Origin of the sequence: Streptodolium elevatio (assembly GCF_040649515.1) — a bacterium.
Classification (GTDB): Bacteria; Actinomycetota; Actinomycetes; order Streptomycetales; family Streptomycetaceae; genus Yinghuangia; species Yinghuangia elevatio.
Genome location: NZ_JBEZFP010000013.1, coordinates 92,181 through 108,672, shown reverse-complemented (window position 1 = coordinate 108,672; position 16,492 = coordinate 92,181). Strand labels below are relative to the sequence as shown.

General features: G+C 70.9%; 14 protein-coding genes and 2 riboswitches. Of the genes, 7 read left to right on the top strand and 7 right to left on the bottom strand.

What is annotated here, in order from left to right; translation table 11 throughout:
* Positions 1-61: 61 nt before the first annotated feature.
* The 4 genes from qcrB to ctaE are packed head-to-tail and all read right to left on the bottom strand — an operon-like array spanning position 62 to position 4,272.
* Complete coding sequence (gene qcrB, locus AB0C36_RS07855; protein ID WP_358350814.1) at positions 62-1,702, bottom strand: cytochrome bc1 complex cytochrome b subunit; 1,641 nt, start codon at positions 1,700-1,702, stop codon at positions 62-64.
* A complete protein-coding gene (gene qcrA, locus AB0C36_RS07850; protein ID WP_358350812.1) occupies positions 1,702-2,778 on the bottom strand; it encodes a cytochrome bc1 complex Rieske iron-sulfur subunit in 1,077 nt (358 codons plus the stop codon). Before qcrA ends, qcrB begins: the two co-directional genes overlap by 1 nt.
* Before the next feature lie 14 nt (positions 2,779-2,792).
* Positions 2,793-3,599: a cytochrome bc1 complex diheme cytochrome c subunit gene (gene qcrC, locus AB0C36_RS07845; RefSeq protein ID WP_358350809.1), complete on the bottom strand. Its 807-nt coding sequence runs from the start codon at positions 3,597-3,599 to the stop codon at positions 2,793-2,795.
* Between the two features lie 55 nt (positions 3,600-3,654).
* Positions 3,655-4,272, bottom strand: a complete 618-nt coding sequence (gene ctaE, locus AB0C36_RS07840; RefSeq protein ID WP_358350831.1) for an aa3-type cytochrome oxidase subunit III — start codon at positions 4,270-4,272, stop codon at positions 3,655-3,657.
* Positions 4,273-4,507: 235 nt separating this feature from the next.
* Between ctaE and AB0C36_RS07835 the strand changes: the two genes are divergently transcribed.
* From AB0C36_RS07835 to AB0C36_RS07820, 4 genes are all read left to right on the top strand, one after another.
* Positions 4,508-4,915, top strand: a complete 408-nt coding sequence (locus tag AB0C36_RS07835; protein ID WP_358350806.1) for a hypothetical protein — start codon at positions 4,508-4,510, stop codon at positions 4,913-4,915.
* Between the two features lie 213 nt (positions 4,916-5,128).
* Entirely contained in the window at positions 5,129-5,524 is a 396-nt protein-coding gene (locus AB0C36_RS07830) for a response regulator (protein ID WP_358350803.1), read from the top strand.
* 230 nt (positions 5,525-5,754) lie between these two features.
* Complete coding sequence (gene trpD, locus AB0C36_RS07825) at positions 5,755-6,834, top strand: anthranilate phosphoribosyltransferase (RefSeq protein WP_358350800.1); 1,080 nt, start codon at positions 5,755-5,757, stop codon at positions 6,832-6,834.
* A gap of 300 nt (positions 6,835-7,134) precedes the next feature.
* Positions 7,135-7,249, top strand: a riboswitch (SAM riboswitch).
* Positions 7,250-7,295: 46 nt separating this feature from the next.
* A complete protein-coding gene (locus tag AB0C36_RS07820; protein WP_358350798.1) occupies positions 7,296-8,696 on the top strand; it encodes an aminotransferase class V-fold PLP-dependent enzyme in 1,401 nt (466 codons plus the stop codon).
* A gap of 70 nt (positions 8,697-8,766) precedes the next feature.
* On the opposite strand, the gene AB0C36_RS07815 is transcribed toward AB0C36_RS07820, so the two are convergent.
* The 3 genes from AB0C36_RS07815 to AB0C36_RS07805 are packed head-to-tail and all read right to left on the bottom strand — an operon-like array spanning position 8,767 to position 10,683.
* Entirely contained in the window at positions 8,767-9,054 is a 288-nt protein-coding gene (locus AB0C36_RS07815) for an Lrp/AsnC family transcriptional regulator (RefSeq protein WP_358350797.1), read from the bottom strand.
* Between the two features lie 53 nt (positions 9,055-9,107).
* Positions 9,108-10,007, bottom strand: a complete 900-nt coding sequence (locus AB0C36_RS07810) for a rhomboid family intramembrane serine protease (RefSeq protein WP_358350794.1) — start codon at positions 10,005-10,007, stop codon at positions 9,108-9,110.
* A gap of 49 nt (positions 10,008-10,056) precedes the next feature.
* Complete coding sequence (locus AB0C36_RS07805) at positions 10,057-10,683, bottom strand: exonuclease domain-containing protein (protein ID WP_358350791.1); 627 nt, start codon at positions 10,681-10,683, stop codon at positions 10,057-10,059.
* Positions 10,684-10,923: 240 nt separating this feature from the next.
* Here AB0C36_RS07805 and AB0C36_RS07800 point away from each other — a divergent pair, with 240 nt between their 5' ends.
* The 3 genes from AB0C36_RS07800 (at position 10,924) to AB0C36_RS07790 (ending at position 16,368) form a co-directional block, all read left to right on the top strand.
* Positions 10,924-11,181 (top strand): hypothetical protein, encoded by a 258-nt coding sequence (locus AB0C36_RS07800; RefSeq protein ID WP_358350788.1) that lies wholly within the window; start codon positions 10,924-10,926, stop codon positions 11,179-11,181.
* A gap of 1,759 nt (positions 11,182-12,940) precedes the next feature.
* A complete protein-coding gene (locus AB0C36_RS07795; protein ID WP_435839005.1) occupies positions 12,941-14,374 on the top strand; it encodes an NYN domain-containing protein in 1,434 nt (477 codons plus the stop codon).
* Positions 14,375-15,087: 713 nt separating this feature from the next.
* A riboswitch (cyclic di-AMP (ydaO/yuaA leader) is annotated at positions 15,088-15,242 on the top strand.
* Between the two features lie 10 nt (positions 15,243-15,252).
* Positions 15,253-16,368, top strand: coding sequence for a C40 family peptidase (locus AB0C36_RS07790; RefSeq protein ID WP_358350785.1), 1,116 nt, complete (start codon positions 15,253-15,255; stop codon positions 16,366-16,368).
* Positions 16,369-16,492 lie beyond the last annotated feature (124 nt).

Here is a 16,492-nt window from a genome sequence, read left to right as displayed (position 1 = left end):
GAGGGCCCCACCGGAACTCCGGTGGGGCCCTCGGCCCGCTGATGTGGCGTCAGCAGTCGGATCAGTGGTGGCCGTGGCCGCTCGTGATCTCCTCGTACTCCGCGGCGGTCGGCTTCTCGATCGGCTCGGCGAAGTACCAGCGCGACAGGCGCACCCGCAGCTTCTCGCCGGGCTTGAGCTTGCGCGCCACGCCGTTCTCGTCGACCGCGGGCGGCAGTTCGGCCGCGGCCGGCTGCTCGTGCGCGGTCAGGAAGAAGCGCTTCTCGGCGTCGAGGGGCTCGTGCACCTCGATGAACTCGCCGTGCGGGAGCTTCTTGATGATGCCGGTCTCGCGGCCGTGCAGGACCTTGTCGCGGTCCCGGCGCTGCAGCGCCATCGCGACCCGGCGGGCCACCACGAAGGCGAGCACCGGGGCGACGAAGAACAGCACGCGCATGGTCCACGTGATCGCGTTGATCGACAGATGGAAGTGCGTGGCGATGATGTCGTTGCCGCCACCGATCCACAGCACCAGGTACATCGCGATCCACGCGGCACCGAGGCCGGTGCGGACCGGCACGTTGCGCGGGCGGTCGAGCAGGTGGTGCTCGCGCTTGTCACCGGTGACCCACGCCTCCAGCCACGGGTACGCCGCGATGAAGGTGAACATCACACCCGGTACGACCAGCGACGGGATCAGCACGTTCCAGCTGATCGTGTGGCCCCAGAGGTTGGTCTCCCAGTTCGGCATGATGCGCAGGGAGCCTTCGAGGAAGCCGATGTACCAGTCGGGTTGGGAACCGGCGGTGATCTGCCCTGGGTTGTACGGACCGTACGACCAGATCGGGTTGATCTGCACCAGGCCGCCCAGCAGCGCCGTGATGCCGAAGACGATGAAGAAGAACCCGCCCGCCTTCGCGGTGTAGACCGGCAGCAGCGGCAGGCCGACCACGTTCTTCTCGGTCTTCCCGGCACCCGGGAACTGCGTGTGCTTGTGGTAGAAGACCAGGATCAGGTGGACGGTCAGCAGGCCGACCATGATCGCCGGGACCAGCAGCACGTGGATCGTGAACAGCCGCGGCACGATGTCGTGGCCCGGGAACTGCCCGCCGAACAGGAAGAACTGCAGGTACGTTCCGACCAGCGGGATCGCCAGGACCACGCCTTCCGCGATGCGCAGACCCGTACCGGACAGCAGGTCGTCCGGCAGCGAGTAGCCGGTGAAGCCGTTCACCATCGCGAGCACCAGCAGGATGAACCCGAAGAGCCAGTTCATCTCACGCGGCTTGCGGAACGCACCGGTGAAGAAGATGCGGAACATGTGCACGAACAGCGAGGCGACGAAGATCAGCGCCGCCCAGTGGTGGATCTGCCTTATCGCCAGACCACCGCGGATGTCGAAGCTGATGTCCAGCGTCGACGCGTACGCCTCGGACATGTGGATGCCCTGCAGCGGGACGTACGAGCCGTCGTAGACGACCTCGGTCATGCTGGGCTTGAAGAACAGCGTCAGCCAGACACCGGTCAGCAGGATGATGATGAAGCTGTAGAGCGCGATCTCACCCAGCATGAAGGACCAGTGGTCCGGGAAGACCTTGCGCAGGTTCTTCTTGGCGGCGCCGTAGATGCCCAGGCGCTCGTCGAAGTAGTCCGCGGTCTTGGTGGCGGCGTTGTCCGGGACCGGACCCGCGGCCGCCTTGTTGCCGTGCGTCGTCGATGCCATCAGCCACGCTCCCAGAAACTCGGGCCGACCGGCTCGTGGAAGTCGCCGACGGCCTCGAGGAAGCCCTCTTCGTTGACCCTGATCTGCAGCTGCGGCAGCGAGCGGGCGGCCGGGCCGAAGACGACGGCGCCGTCGTCCGCCAGGTCGAACGTCGACTGGTGGCACGGGCAGAGCAGGTGGTGCGTCTGCTGCTCGTACAGGCCGATCGGGCAGCCCACGTGGGTGCAGATCTTCGAGTACGCCACGATGCCCTCGTGCGACCAGTCCAGCTGCTTCTTGGACTTGATCTCGTCCGGCTCCAGGCGCACCAGCAGGATCGCCGCCTTGCCCATCTCCGTCAGGTATTCCTCGTTGATCACGGTCCGGCCGTCGATCTCGATCTCCTGGTCGAGACCCTTCGGCTTACCCATGGTCAGCGAGCCCTTGATGATGTGCTCGGGACGCAGCGGCTCGTGCGTGTTCTCGTTGATGATCAGCGTGTTGCCGCCGTTGAGGCCGTGCCGCTTGTTCTCGCCCCAGAAGGTCTCGCGGAGCTTGGTGCCGGGCAGCGGGCCCAGGTCGCGCAGCAGCACGACGCCGGACAGCGGGACGAGCGCCATGGCGCCGATCATCGTGCGGCGGATCAGCGGACGGCGGCCGATGCCGGAGTCCGCGGCGCCCTGCTGGAACTCCCGGATGGCCGCTTCGCGGACGTCCGGGTCGGAGACCAGCTCGTGGCGCTCCTGGACGATCTCCTCGTCGGTCATCAGCGTGCGCGCCCAGTGGACCGCGCCCGCGCCGATGCAGAACAGCGCGACACCGAGCGTGCAGCCCAGCGCCATGTTCAGCGCGCCGATCTTCCCGAAGAAGAAGATGTCGACGATCTTGTCTTTGTCGATGGTGACGTACGAGGCGATGAAGCCGACCGTCGCCAGCATCGAGATCACGAACAGTAGCGACACCTGGCGTTCGGCCCGCTTGGCGGCCTTCTCGTCGATGTCGGTGCGGCGCGGCTCGTGTTCCGGGAGACCCGGGTCGGCGAACGGGTCGAGAGCCCCGACCGGGGCGTGCGCCGCCGGCAGCTTCTCTTCTGACATGTCCTCGTGGCTACTCACTTGGTCCTGGCCTTGGGGGTACGAGCGGCGATCCAGATGGCGGCGGCGATCAGGAAGCCGAGCCCGAAGATCCACACGAACAGGCCCTCGGAGACCGGGCCGAGGCGGCCCAGACCGAGGCCACCCGGGTTGGGCTCGTCCTTCGTCACACCGGTGATGTAGGTGACGATGGCCTTCTTCTGCTCCGGCGGCATGATCGTGTCGGGGAACGACGGCATGTTCTGCGGGCCGGTCAGCATGGCCTCGTAGATGTGCTTCGGGTCGACGTCCTTCAGCGAGGGGGCGAAGCGGCCCTCGGGGAGCGCGCCGCCCTCACCGGAGAAGTTGTGGCACTGCGAGCAGTTCGTACGGAAGAGCTCACCGCCCTCCTGGATGTCGCCGTCGAGGGCGTACTCCTCCTCGCGCGGCACCGCCGGACCCGCACCGAGCGACCCGATGAACAGGCCGAGCAGGTCGGCCTGCGCCTGGGTGTAGACGACCGGCTTGCGCGGCGCCTGCGGACCCTGCTGCTGCAGGGGCATGCGGCCGGTCATGACCTGGAAGTCGACCGCGGCCGGACCCACGCCGACGAGGGACGGGCCGTCGCTCGTGCCCTGGCCGTTGAGGCCGTGGCAGCTCGAACAGCCGCTCAGGTAGAGCTTCTTGCCCTCTTCGATCTTGGCCAGTGCGGTCGGCGCATCCTCGGCCTGGGCCTTCTTGGCGGGCGCGAAAGCGGCGTACAGCCCCCCGGTCGCCGCGAGCGCGAAGAGTAGGACGACAAGCGCCGCCAGGGGATGGCGCCGTCGTGCGGAGAGCTTCTTCACCAAAAACCTCGGTTGGTTTCGTCGTTTTTGTCGAGTGGGACCGGGTGCGGCGTCTCTACTTGATGAGGTAGATCGTGGCGAAAAGCCCGATCCACACCACGTCGACGAAGTGCCAGTAGTACGAGACGACGATCGCGCTGGTGGCCTGCTCGTGGGTGAACCGCTTGGCCGCGTACGTGCGGCCGAGGACAAACAGGAAGGCGATCAGACCGCCCGTCACGTGCATGCCGTGGAAGCCCGTGGTCAGGTAGAAGACCGAGCCGTAGGCCGACGAGGAGAGCGTCAGGTTCTCCTTGACCAGCTCGGTGTACTCCATCACCTGCCCGCCGATGAAGATCGCGCCCATCACGAATGTGATCACGAACCACATGCGCAGCTTCTTGACGTCGCCGCGTTCCGCGGCGAATACGCCGAGCTGGCAGGTCAGCGAGGAGAGCACCAGGATCGTGGTGTTCACCGACGAGAACGGGATGTTGAGCATCTCCGTGCCCTGTTCCCAGATCTCGGGTCCCTGGACCGACCGGATCGTGAAGTACATCGCGAAGAGGGCCGCGAAGAACATCAGCTCCGACGCCAACCAGACGATCGTGCCGATGCTGACCAAGTTGGGACGGTCGACCGCCCCATGTGCGTGCCCGGTTTCTACTGCTGTTGCTGTCGCCACGGCCGCCATTATTGCGGTCGCCGGATCGGGCCGCGCTTCGGGGGGCATCCTTCGGTGAACGTGTCTAACCCGGGGCGGTGTTCCCGGAGGGCCGCCATTCGGCCAATCGCGCCTAGTAAGGAGCTGTGCGGGAGCTGAACGGGGCCGATTCTGACGCGCTATCAGGGCGAGGGTGAATCTCTCGGTCGGGCGCGCCGAGTAAGCCGAACGAGCGACACCGGGCGATACGGGTAGCGTTCGCGACATGGTCAAGGCAGGTATCGGAAGGCTGTTCCGGCGCAGGCGCGAGGAGCCGGAGCCGCCGCTCGTCGACGACGGCACCCTTGTCGTCGTCGGGGAGAGCTTCGACCCGGCGCGCGCCGATTCCGCGGTGCTCGCCGATCTCGCCGAGGCCGGGGTGATCGTCGAGGGGCGGCAACTGATGCTGCGTCATGTCCTGCGACTGCCGGACGCCGCGGCGGTCGCCGAGGCGGCGCGGATCCTCGCGCCGGACGGGTGGGTCGTGACGGCGGGGCCGGACGGGGCCACGTACGCCGACCGTCCGCAACTCGTGACGGCGCTCGAACTCGCGCGGGAGCGCACCCGCATGGCGGGTCTGGCGCAGCGGCTGGGCGGCGACGCGGAGGGCTGGATCCTGCTGGGGCGTCCGTGAGCCGGCCCGACTGGTTCGCGTTCGGGTCGCCGGCCGGATCGCGGTGCGGATCCGGGTACGGATCGGCCGGGGGATCACCTATCAGATTGATCAAGAGCTTGGAGCCGGTGAATCAAGAGGAGTAGCATCCGCGGTGTTGTAACGCGGATCACACCCGGGTGATCGGCCCTCTTGAGACCAGGGCAGGTGGCAATGGCGCACAGCGGCGACACCATGACCGTCCTTGTATACAGCGATGACCGCAACACCCGTCAGAAGGTCATGCTCGCGCTCGGACGCCGGCCCGCCGCGGGCGCACCCCGGGTGGAGTACTTCGAGTGCGCCACCGAACCGGCCGTCATCGCCAAGATGGACAAGGGCGGCGTCGACCTGGTGATCCTGGACGGCGAGGCGACCCCGGCCGGCGGCATGGGCATTTGCCGCCAGCTCAAGGACGAGATTTATCGCTGCCCGCCCGTGCTCGTCCTGGTCGGCCGTCCGCAGGATGCGTGGCTGGCCACGTGGTGCCGAGCCGACGCGGTCGTGTCGCACCCGCTCGACCCGGTGACGCTGGCGGCTGCGGCGGCCGAGCAGCTGCGCAAGCGAGCTGCCGCGCGTACCGCGGTCTGACCGCGTCCGACCGCGGTCTCGCCGGCACCGGCCCCGCGGGCGTTGTGGGGGTGTCCTCCTGCATGGGCGGCTTTCGGAGTCGTACGACTGTCGCCGTGAACGGCCTGCGGCGGTCGGTTCCGACCGGCGGTCCGGTGGCCGGATGTCGTCATGCGGACACGACGGAATTCCCTTGCCGCCCGCGGCTACGCTGAGTCCGACCTGATCGGACACCTCAGCGGGAGCGGACCATGGGCGCCTCGGCCTCGGTAGCGGTGAACAGCACCAACCCCGGGCAGGCCCGTTCCTGGCCGGACGTCCTGACCGCCCTGATGCGCGGCGAGGACCTGGACGCGGGCACCACCGCCTGGGCGATGGACCAGATCATGACCGGCGACGCCACGCCCGTGCAGATCGCCGCCTTCGTGGTCGCGCTGCGCGCCAAGGGCGAGACCGTCGACGAGGTGACGGGCCTGGTCGACTCCATGTACGCGCACGCGGTGACCATCGAGGTGCCCGGCCCCATCGTCGACGTCGTCGGCACCGGTGGCGACCGCGCCCGTACCGTCAACATCTCCACGATGTCGGCGATCGTGGTCGCGGGGACGGGGGCGACGGTCGTCAAGCACGGCAACCGCTCGGCGTCGTCGCAGAGCGGTGCGGCCGACGTCCTGGAGGCCCTCGGGGTGTCGCTGGACCTGACCCCGGAGCAGGTGGCGCGGACGGCGGTCGAGGCCGGGGTGACGCTGTGCTTCGCGCAGCGCTTCCACCCGGCGCTGCGGCACGCCGCCCAGGCGCGGCGTGAGCTGGGTGTGCAGACGACCTTCAACATCCTTGGCCCGCTGACGAATCCGGCGCGCGCCCCGTACACCGCCATCGGTGTCGCGGACGCGCGCATGGCGCCTCTTATGGCGGGTGTGCTGGCCCGGCGCGGGACTTCGGCGCTGGTGTTCCGGGGCGACGACGGTCTCGACGAGCTGACCATCACCACCACCTCCCAGGTGTGGGTCGTGCGCGACGGCGAGGTGCACGAAGACGCCGTCGATCCGCGCGACTTCGGCGTCAAGCTGGAGCCGATCGAGGCGCTGCGCGGCGGCGACGCGGCGTTCAACGCGGACGTCGCGCGCCGGCTGCTGGCGGGGGAGCGCGGGCCGGTGCGGGACGCGGTGCTGCTCAACTCGGCGGCGGCGCTCGCGGCGCTCGGCCCGGGGCACGGTCCGCTGAGCGAACAGCTCGCGTCGGGCATCGAGCGGGCGGCGGACGCGATCGACTCCGGCAAGGCGCAGGCGGTACTCGACCGGTGGGTGGAGACGACCCGCTCGTTCGGCTGACCCGGCTGACCGGCCGACTTGGCCGACGACCGAGGCCGGTCGGGGAGTCGCAAGAAGCCTCGGACGCCGTCGGCTCGGCCGGATCGGACGGTCTGCGCGATGGCTCGGACGGGCGCGCGGCAACTGCGGCGCGCCCGTCTGGCGTTCTGGTGCCGTCCGGGTGACGTTCCAGGTGTCGGACGTCCTGTCCCACCCACGGGACACCCGGCGTCTCATGTTCGACCGATGGTCGTCTCGTATGCCAAGACGGCGAATATCCGTGTTGAGAGACCGGCGATCCTGCGGTAATAATTCCTTCCAGGTCACGAGTGACAGCGTTTTGGCCCCGGCTTGCTGTCCGGCAACCCTCCTCCGCGGTGGGGTGCCCCGGGTGATGACCAGGCCGGACACAAGGGTGCTCCGGCAAGCGCGGACCTCCACGAGCCACGGCATCCGGGGTCCCCAGCCCTGGAGGGTCAGCCATGACTGCCGTCGCATTCGCCCCTGTTTCGCCGCTTTCGTCCGATGCGATCGCGGCTTCGGCCTGTCCCCCGCTCCCGGTCGTGGGCCGCGACGTGCGGGTGCCGCTGGTGACAGGCGGCCAAGCGGAGTACGCCGCACTCGACTACGCCGCGAGCGCCCCCTGCCTTCAGCGCGTGTGGGACGACGTCAGCGCCTACCTGCCCTACTACGGCAGCGTGCACCGCGGCGCCGGCTACCTGTCGCAGCTGTCGACCGACCTTTACGAGCGCAGCCGCGCGACGGTCGCCGAGTACGTCGGCGCCCGGGCCGACGACGTGGTCCTGTTCACCCGCGGCACGACCGACTCGCTGAACCTGCTGGCATCCGTACTGCCGTCCGGCACCCGGGTGTTCGTGTTCGAGACCGAGCACCACGCGGCGCTGCTGCCGTGGCGGTGCACGGCCGACGTCACCCATCTGGACGCCCCGTCGAGCCACGCCGAAGCGGTCGCGACCCTCGACGCCGCGCTCGCCGCCGACGAATGCGACGGGCCGCGTCTGGTGTGCGTGACCGGCGCGTCCAACGTCACCGGGGAGCTCTTCCCGGTTCGTGAACTGGCCGAGGTCGCCCACCGGCACGGCGCGCGCATCGTGCTGGACGCCGCGCAACTCGCGCCGCACCGCCCCGTCTCGCTCGCCGGGCTCGGCGTGGACTGGGTCGCCTTCTCCGGGCACAAGCTGTACGCACCGTTCGGCGCGGGCGTGCTCGCCGGGCGCGGCGACTGGCTCGCGGACGCCGAGCCCTACCTCGCGGGCGGCGGCGCCAGCCGCTCGGTCACCGCGGACGCCGTCGAGTGGAACTCCGGCCCGGCCCGGCACGAGGCCGGTTCGCCCAACGTGATCGGCGCGTACGCCATCGCCTCCGCGTGCCGGGCGCTGGCCGAAGCCGGCCTCGACACGCTCGCGGCCCGCGAGGAAGCGCTGCTCGCCCGGCTTCGGGCGGGACTCGCGGAGATCCCCGAGGTGCGCACGCTGGACCTCTTCGGCCCCGACTCCGCCCGGGTCTCGGTGCTCTCGTTCGTTGTCGAGGGCTGGAACAGCTCGCGGTTCGCGGCGGCGCTGTCGGCGGAGTACGGCATCGGTGTGCGCGACGGCCTGTTCTGCGCGCACCCGCTCGTACGTCGCCTGCTCGGGGGGCGCGCCGACGCGCCGACCGAGTGCGGTGCGCCCGACGCGCCGGCGGGGGAGCAGAACCTCAATGCGATCCGGGTCAGCTTCGGGGCCGGTACGCCGGACGAGCACGTGGACCGCTTCGTGGACGCCGCACGGGAGTTGGTGCGGCGCGGGGCCAAGTGGACGTACCGCACCGACGGCGGACGCTGCGTGCCCGAGTCGGACCCGCGCGGCCCGGCGGTCATCTGATCAGCCGGTCCGGGCGCCGGTCCGAGTGTGCCGACCTGAGCGCCGACCCGATCGCCTCAGCCGGGCACGGCTAGAAGCCGTCGTCGAGCCCGATCGCGAAGGCGGCCTCGAGGTCGTGCTTCGAGTAGGTCCGGAACGCGATGTGCGTCGCGGTGTGCAGGACACCCGGCACCTTGTTGAGGCGCCCGGGGATCACGTCCGCCAACTCGTCGTGCTCGCGGACCCGGACCATGGCGACCAGGTCGAACTCGCCCGTCACCGAGTACACCTCGCTCACCGCGTCGATCGCGGTGATCGCCTCGGCGATCTCGGGGATGCGGTCGACGGCTGCCTTGACGTGCACGATCGCGGTGATCACAGCGGCGGCCTCTCCTCGGTCGGTGCGGGGGGTACGAGCCTATCCGGCCCCGGTCATCCGTTCGGCCCCGACGGCGTTCCCGGCGGCGGGTAGGTCGGCGGGGGCGGGATGACCGGTGCGGCGGGGAAGGCGTGCACAAGCGGTTCGGGCGCGCCGGAAGCGCCGGGCGCGGGGGCGTCGACAGGCGTACGCGGGGCGCGTCGACGGTGGTAGAGCGCCCACGCGTACACGAACCCCGCCGCGAAGCCCACCAGATGGGCCGAATAGGCGACATCGGCATCGCCGTTGACGCCGAGGCCCTGGAAGTACAGCCACTGCAGCACGAAGTAGAAGCCCAGTACCGCCCACGCGGGAAAGCGCAGTGGCAGGAACAGCAGCAGCGGCACGAGGCTGGTGACGCGTGCCTTTGGATACAGGTAGAGGTACGCGCCGAGCACCGCCGCGATCGCCCCCGACGCGCCCACCAGGGGCTGCGCCGATCCGGGGTTGAGCAGCGCGAAGCCGTACGTCGCCAGGTACCCGGCGGCCAGGTAGAACAGCGTGAAGTGGCCCCGGCCCATGCGGTCCTCGACGTTGTTGCCGAAGACGTACAGGTAGAGCATGTTGCCGATGAGGTGCACCCAGCCGCCGTGCATGAACATCGCGAACAGCACGGACAGCTCGGGGATCTTGTCGGGATCTGGGGCGGTCGCGCAGCGCACCGGGCCGCGCTCGGTGGCCACGATGTCGGGCGGGTCGACGATCCCGCCGCCGCCCACGAGTTCCTTGGGAATGGCCCCGTACTCGTAGTAGTAGCCGTTCTCGGCGCACACGCGTGCCTCGGGATCCACGTCGCCGCTCCCGAACCCGGAGAGCGGGCTCACGAGGAAGATCACCACGTTGAGGACGATCAACGCATAGGTGACCACGGGGGTGCGGCGCACCGGGTTGGCGTCGTGAACGGGGAGCAGCATGTCCTTATCGTCACGTGATGTCCGCTTCTCGGCCTGGCAGGCTAGGGGTTCAAACCGCCTGAGGTTCACTCGGATGGCCGGTGCACCGAAGCAGACCGGACAGGTCGTGCACTCCGGCGCGCCGCAGGCGTGCGATGAGCGCCCGCAGGATGTGCGCGGTCGCCCGGGCGTCCGCGGTGGCCCGGTGGGTCGAAGGCGCGGGGGACTCAAACAGCCCCGCGAGCGTGCCCAGTTTGTAGTTGGCCACCTCCCCCCGGGAAACCAGGGCGCGGGCGAGTTCCAGCGTGTCGACCACGACCAGATGCGGCCACGACTCGCCGCACGCCGCACACGCCGCGCGCAGGAACCCGATGTCGAACGGCGCGTTGTGGGCGACCAGCACCGCGTCCCGGGCGAAGTCGTGGAAGGCAGGCAGGACCGCGCGCAGCGGCGGGGCGTCCGCGAGCATCGCGTCCGATATCCCGGTCAACCCGGTGATGAACGCCGGGACGGGCACGCCCGGCGCCACCAGCGTCGCGAACTCGCCGAGCACGTCGCCGCCGCGCAGGCGCACCGCGGCGATCTCGGTGATGCGGTCGCGCTCCGCGTCGAGGCCGGTCGTCTCGAGGTCGACGACCACGAAAACCTGCCGGTCCAGCGGCGTGCCGCGGTCCCAGCGGCCGGACGCGTTTCGCACCGCGCTCGCCGGTTCGGTACTGTCCCGCGCGGGCACGCCGGACCACGGCGGTGCCGCATCGCATGCCCCGGTGTGTGGCACGGAGAGTGGCGCTGACGGGCCGGGTACCTGGCTGCTCATGCCACGGACGGTACGGATCCGCCCTGACACCGGCACAGGCGCCCCTCCCGAACGGCCGTACGCCGCACGGGCTCCGGGCGCGTGGTGCGGGTCCCTGAACAGCCTGAGAGAGGAACACGTATGTCGGTCCCGGCCCCCGGCGAGACGACCCGTTGGCGCTGCTCGCTGTGCGGCAACCTGACGCGGTTCGACGTGACCCGGACGACTCGGGCGGTCGAGTTCGTCCACCTCGACCTCGCCGGCGAACCGCGTGTCGACGAGCGCGAGATCCTCGAGGACACCATCGAGTCCGTCCGCTGCCGCTGGTGCAACGCGACCGACTCGGTCCAGCTCGTGGCCCGCCCGGGCGCGGAAGACGGCGAGACGCCGGAGGGCTGACCCGGGCGCGGGCACAGCGACTCGGCATCAGCGCGGCGCCGCGCTGCCGCCGAGACGCCGCGGCGATGCCGGAGCACCGGCATCCACGCCCTGATGCCGCGCGCTGACCGCACGCGGTGACACCGCCGAACCCCTAGCCGTCGTCCCGGAGATGAGGTCGTCGCGGGCGGCGCGGCGGGCCCAGGCGAACAAGCACCCCACCGCCTCGCGGCACTCGACTGCTCCATCGTCGGCACTCTGCCGACACGCCGGTGGCGCCCCGACGTTCCACAGCAGGTGCGAACGTCGGCGCAGGCGCGTGCCGCCGTACGGGTGTACGCGGCACGACCGCCCGTCCGGCACCGCGCCGGAGCCGCTCGGCCGTACGTGACACCGCAGGCCCGACGGCTTCCGCCCCGCGGCAGGCCGAGCGGGCACGACGCAGCCCCGGCCCCGGACCCGGTCGCGGTTCGGACCGCCGCCCGCCGGGTGCAACCTCCGGGTTGGCATGTCGGACTGGGCCGCTTGACTGCGCGTCGGCGCCGGTGTCATCTCCGGATGTGGCAGTTTGGGGTGGCGGGGCTTGTCCGGCGCACGGCACGCTTGCGGGCCGGGCCAGTACCGGGACACCGTCACGCGCGGATTGTGCATCGGTTCGGCATCGGCGCGGGGAGGCGTGTCCGGCTGTCCGGGTGGGCAGGCCATGATCAGGAGCACAATCGAGCAGCCTGGGGCGGGGAGACCGGGCCGATACGGAACCGGAGGACCTGTGGGCGAGTCGGACACACGCGCGGAGCCGGGGCACGCTGCCCGCAGCTCCGGCACGTCCGCGCCCGAGTCCTCCGCGCCCGAGTCCTCCGACTCCTGGGTGCGGGCTGTCGAGGAGCGTCCCGGGAAGCCGAGTTCCGCGAAGCCGACGTGGGAGCACGCGGACGGGCCCGTCCCGCCGAGTGCGAACCTTCTCCTCGGCCCGGCGGGGAGCACCCCCGCTTCCGCGGACCACGCTGCCGCCACCCCTTCGAGTGACGGCCTGGAACGCCCTCAGGCCGCGGTGGCGCCCGCGGCGACGGTCGAGATTCCGAGGCCGCTGAGCGGCGAGCGCGCCGACCAACTCGCGGGAGCGGACCGGCTCGCCGGCCCGGTCGTGGCCGACGGCGGCGACGAACTGGTCGTCGCCGGTCACGTCGGTGCCCTGCACGACCACCCGTTCCCCGGCCGTCAGGGCACGCGGGGAGCCGGATCCGAGCGCACGTGGAGCGCTTTCGCGGTTCCCTCGCGCCACGGTGACGCGTCGCCGAGCGACGGGAACGGGCGTGCTGAAGGCGCGGCGGGGGCGGGCGCCGGCGCGGCGGCCGACGCGGGCCGCAGCCGCATGCCCGGTGAGACGACTTCGGGCCGCGACCGTTCGGCCGACACGCATGCCTCGGGCGGCAACGGCTACGCGGGCCCCGCGGTCGGCGGCGAGGCGTCGCCCGGCGCGGCACACGCTGCCCGGAGCGGCGGCGCGGGTGCCCAGCCGCCGGCGGACGACTCGCGGAGCGGCGGTTCCGTGTACGGCGACGATCCCCTGCTGCGGGCGGCTCTGTCCGGCGGCAGGCGCCATGCGCCGGCGAACGGCGCCGAAACGGCGGACACCCGCGCAGCGCAGTTGCCCGGGGCCGGCGCGGACGGCGTTGGCGGCGGGGAGAATTCCGACGGACGCGCCGCCCCGGTGCGGGACGAGGGCGATACCGCGGCCTCGTCGGATGACGACGGCCCGGCCGACGCGGACGCGGACGGCGTGGCCGAGGCGGGATCCGAGTCCGACACCGGCGCTGCGTTCGAGGCCGAGTCGGCGCCGGAATCCGGCGCGGACGCCCACGCCGACGGTCAGGACGGCGCTCACGACGACCCCGCCGACCGTGACGCCGCGCCCCGCGGGCCGCTGCCCGACGGTGTGCGCCAGCGGGTGATCGCCCTCGCGGCGGACGGCCTCGGCGCCATGACGTCCGACGAGATCCCGGTCCCGCTGCGGCAGTTCGCCCGGTTCACCCCGTCGCGACGGGCCAAGCTTGCGGCCACGCCGCTGGCCGGGGTGCTGGAGAACGACCCGGTGTTCCGGCAGCGGATAGCGGAGCGCCTGCGCCGCGGACTCCCGGACCTCGCGGCGGCTTTGGACGCGGGACGCCCGCCCGCCGCGGCCGACCCGCTGGACGTCGCCGCCGCCGCGTACCTCCTGCGGCCGCCCGGGTGGGTCGCGCTGCTCGACACCGCGGGGCAGGCCGCCGAGCGCGCGGCCCAGGACCGTGCGGGCGCCGAGGCCGCCGCCGTGGTGGACCGGCTGGAGTCGGAGCTTGGCGCGCTGCGTGCCGCCGCCCGTACCGAGCAGGAGAAGTTGCGGGCCGACCTGGAGGAGGCCCGCAAGGAGGCCGAGCAGTTGCGCCGCCAGGTCCGCGGCCTCCAGGGCGGCGCGAAGCACGCCGAGAAGGAGGCGAAGCGCGCCCAGGCGGAGTTGGCGACCGTACGCGCCGAGGCGCAGACGGCGATCGCCGCCGCGGACAAGGAGACGCGCCGCCTGCGCAGCAGGGTTTCCGAGGTGGAGTCCGCCCTCGAAGCCAGCCGCCGGGCCGCGCGCGAGGGCCGCAGCATGGAGGACACGCGCGTACGCCTGCTCCTCGACACGGTCCTCGAAGCCGCCCAGGGGCTGCGCCGCGAACTGGCCCTGCCGCCGGTCGGCATCCGCCCCGCGGACACCGTCGACGCCGTGGCGCCCGAGGGGGCGAGCCCCAAGGACATCGCCAAGCGCGCGCTCGAAGGCGACGACCCCGCGCTCCTGGACCAGTTGCTGAGCCTGCCGCAGGCGCACCTGGTGATCGACGGCTACAACGTCACCAAGACGGGCTACCCGTCGCTCGCCCTTTCGGAGCAGCGCGTACGCCTACTCGGGGGACTTGCCGTCATCGCCGCGCAGAGCGGTGCCGAGGTCACCTGTGTGTTCGACGGCGCGCAATTGGACGCTCCCGTGCTGCTCGCCCCGCCCCGCGGGGTGCGGGTGCGCTTCAGCAAGGCGGGGGAGACCGCGGACGAGCTCATCCGCCGCCTGGTGCGCGCCGAACCGCCGGGCCGTCCCGTGATCGTGGTCTCGTCGGACCGCGAAGTCGCCGACGGTGTAAGGCGGGCGGGGGCGCGCCCGGTGCCGTCGACGATGCTGCTTCGCCGGCTCGCCCGCGGCTGACCGCCGCGCCGCCCCGTGCGATGCGTCCCATCTCGACCGCCGTGGTTGACATGTGACGTTGTGTCAGTGCCCGTCCCTACCGTGTGTTCCAGGAGCAACCGCTCCATCGCAGCTCCATCGGAACGCAACGGAAGAGGTGGACGACCATGCGGGTCTGCTGCCGTACGTGCCGTGCCCGAGGTCCGGCGTGTGCTGATTGTGTGGTCCCTCAAATTCTCGACGATAAATCGGACTTTTCGCCCGATGCGTCGAAATCCAACGAGTCGGTTCCGGTGTGCCGACACGCCGTGGTCGATGTGGGATATCCCACAAGGCGCCGTAACGACACCGATACGGGTGATTCGCCCGTAGGGCGGAATTCGGGAATTACCGGGTGTCTCGACCTCTCGCCGGAAACCGTCGACCGCATAGCCCTGCTCGCCGAGGCGGGCCTGTCCCGCCCCCTCCGGTACGTCCCCGACCTGCGCGAAGATCCGTCGAAACCGACTCCTCGGGAGCCGCGCCAAGCGGCCGCCGAGCCGCCCGCACAACGCCGTAAACCGCCACGAAAGTATGAACAGATGGTCGCTCTCTGATCACGCTCGGTGGACCCGGAAGCATTAATCACGAGATCTCTTGTAAAACTTCGGCGATTGATTTGAACGGATCAAGCCCGGGTCACTAATGTCTCGGGCTGAGTGCCCGCAATGTCGATCGTCCAGCCAGGGCGGCGGCGGGGACTCCCGCCGAGTCCGACGAGGCCGCGAGGCCGAGCCGGAGCCGGGGAACCATTCCCCGTGGGGTGAATCGACACGAAGTCTGTGTCGTAGGGCGTCTCTTCCGGCCCGAACCCGTCAGCTCACCCGGTAGGCGGGCGTAGGAAGAAGGAGTTCGCCTACGTGGCGTCCCACCGACGGCCGAAGAAACCGAGCAAGGCGCGCGTCGGCGTGCTCACCGCCGCCGCGGCCACCGCGGTGGCGCTCTCGCCCGGCATGTCCCAGGCCGACCCGGCCCCTTCCAAGGACCAGGTCAAGGCCCAGATCAACGAGCTGACCCACCAGGCCGAGGTCGCGACCGAGGAGCTCAACGGCTTCCAGGAGAAGACCGAGCTGCTGCAGGGCCAGGTCTCGCAGATCCAGGAGCGGATCGCCCAGGAGCAGTCCGACCTCATCTCGCTGCAGAGCACCATGGGGGTGATCGCCAGTGCGCAGTACCGCAACGCCGGCGTCGACCCCACGCTCCAGCTCATGCTGTCGGAGAAGCCCGACGAGTACCTGAGCAAGGCGGCCGCGCTCGACCAGATCACCGCGCAGCAGGCCGCCTCGATCGAGCAGATCCAGGCCAAGAAGCGCACGCTCGACCAGGAGCGCACCGAGGCCTCCGCGAAGCTCGGCGAGCTCGAGGACACCCGCAAGAACCTCTCGGCCAAGAAGGCCGAGGTCGAGAAGAAGCTCCAGCAGGCCCAGGCCCTGCTGAACACGCTGACCGAGGCCGAGCGCGCCGCGATCCTCGCCGAGGAAGGCCACGGCGACACGATCGAGGCGGACGACCGCGCGTCGCGCGACGAGGCGCGTACCCCGTCGTCCACCGCGCCGACCACCACCAAGCCTTCGCCGACCACCACCAAGCCGGAGACCGAGACCCCCAAGGTCACCGTCCCGGTCAGCGGGCGGGCCGGTGCGGCCGTCGCGGCCGCCGCGTCGAAGGTCGGCAAGCCGTACGTGTACGGCGCGACAGGCCCCAACTCCTTCGACTGCTCCGGCCTCACCGGCTGGGCGTGGAAGCAGGCGGGCGTCTCGCTGCCGCGTACCTCGCAGGCGCAGGCCGGTGCCGGGCGCAGCGTCCCGGTCGACCAGATCCAGCCCGGCGACCTGGTCATCTACTACAGCGGCATGTCGCACGTCGGGATCTACGCGGGCGGCGGGCAGATCATCCACGCCCCCAAGCCCGGCACCAACGTGCGCTACGCGCCGCTGCACTCGATGAAGGTCGTCAAGGTCGTCCGTCCCTCCTGACGCGTCCGCCGATCCACCGCCCCTGATGCCGCACCGCGCCACCGGAGGCCGAACCTCCCGGTCCCCACGCCGGGAGGTTCCCGGTGCGCGGAACTCGGCGGGTGGCCCCGTTCGCGGTCTCGTA

Coding starts and splice junctions, on each gene's coding strand:
- qcrB (WP_358350814.1), bottom strand. CDS start 1,702: ATGGCATCGACGACGCACGGCAACAAGGCGGCCGCGGGTCCGGTCCCG.
- qcrA (WP_358350812.1), bottom strand. CDS start 2,778: ATGTCAGAAGAGAAGCTGCCGGCGGCGCACGCCCCGGTCGGGGCTCTC.
- ctaE (WP_358350831.1), bottom strand. CDS start 4,272: ATGGCGGCCGTGGCGACAGCAACAGCAGTAGAAACCGGGCACGCACAT.
- AB0C36_RS07835 (WP_358350806.1), top strand. CDS start 4,508: ATGGTCAAGGCAGGTATCGGAAGGCTGTTCCGGCGCAGGCGCGAGGAG.
- AB0C36_RS07830 (WP_358350803.1), top strand. CDS start 5,129: ATGACCGTCCTTGTATACAGCGATGACCGCAACACCCGTCAGAAGGTC.
- trpD (WP_358350800.1), top strand. CDS start 5,755: ATGGGCGCCTCGGCCTCGGTAGCGGTGAACAGCACCAACCCCGGGCAG.
- AB0C36_RS07820 (WP_358350798.1), top strand. CDS start 7,296: ATGACTGCCGTCGCATTCGCCCCTGTTTCGCCGCTTTCGTCCGATGCG.
- AB0C36_RS07810 (WP_358350794.1), bottom strand. CDS start 10,007: ATGCTGCTCCCCGTTCACGACGCCAACCCGGTGCGCCGCACCCCCGTG.
- AB0C36_RS07800 (WP_358350788.1), top strand. CDS start 10,924: ATGTCGGTCCCGGCCCCCGGCGAGACGACCCGTTGGCGCTGCTCGCTG.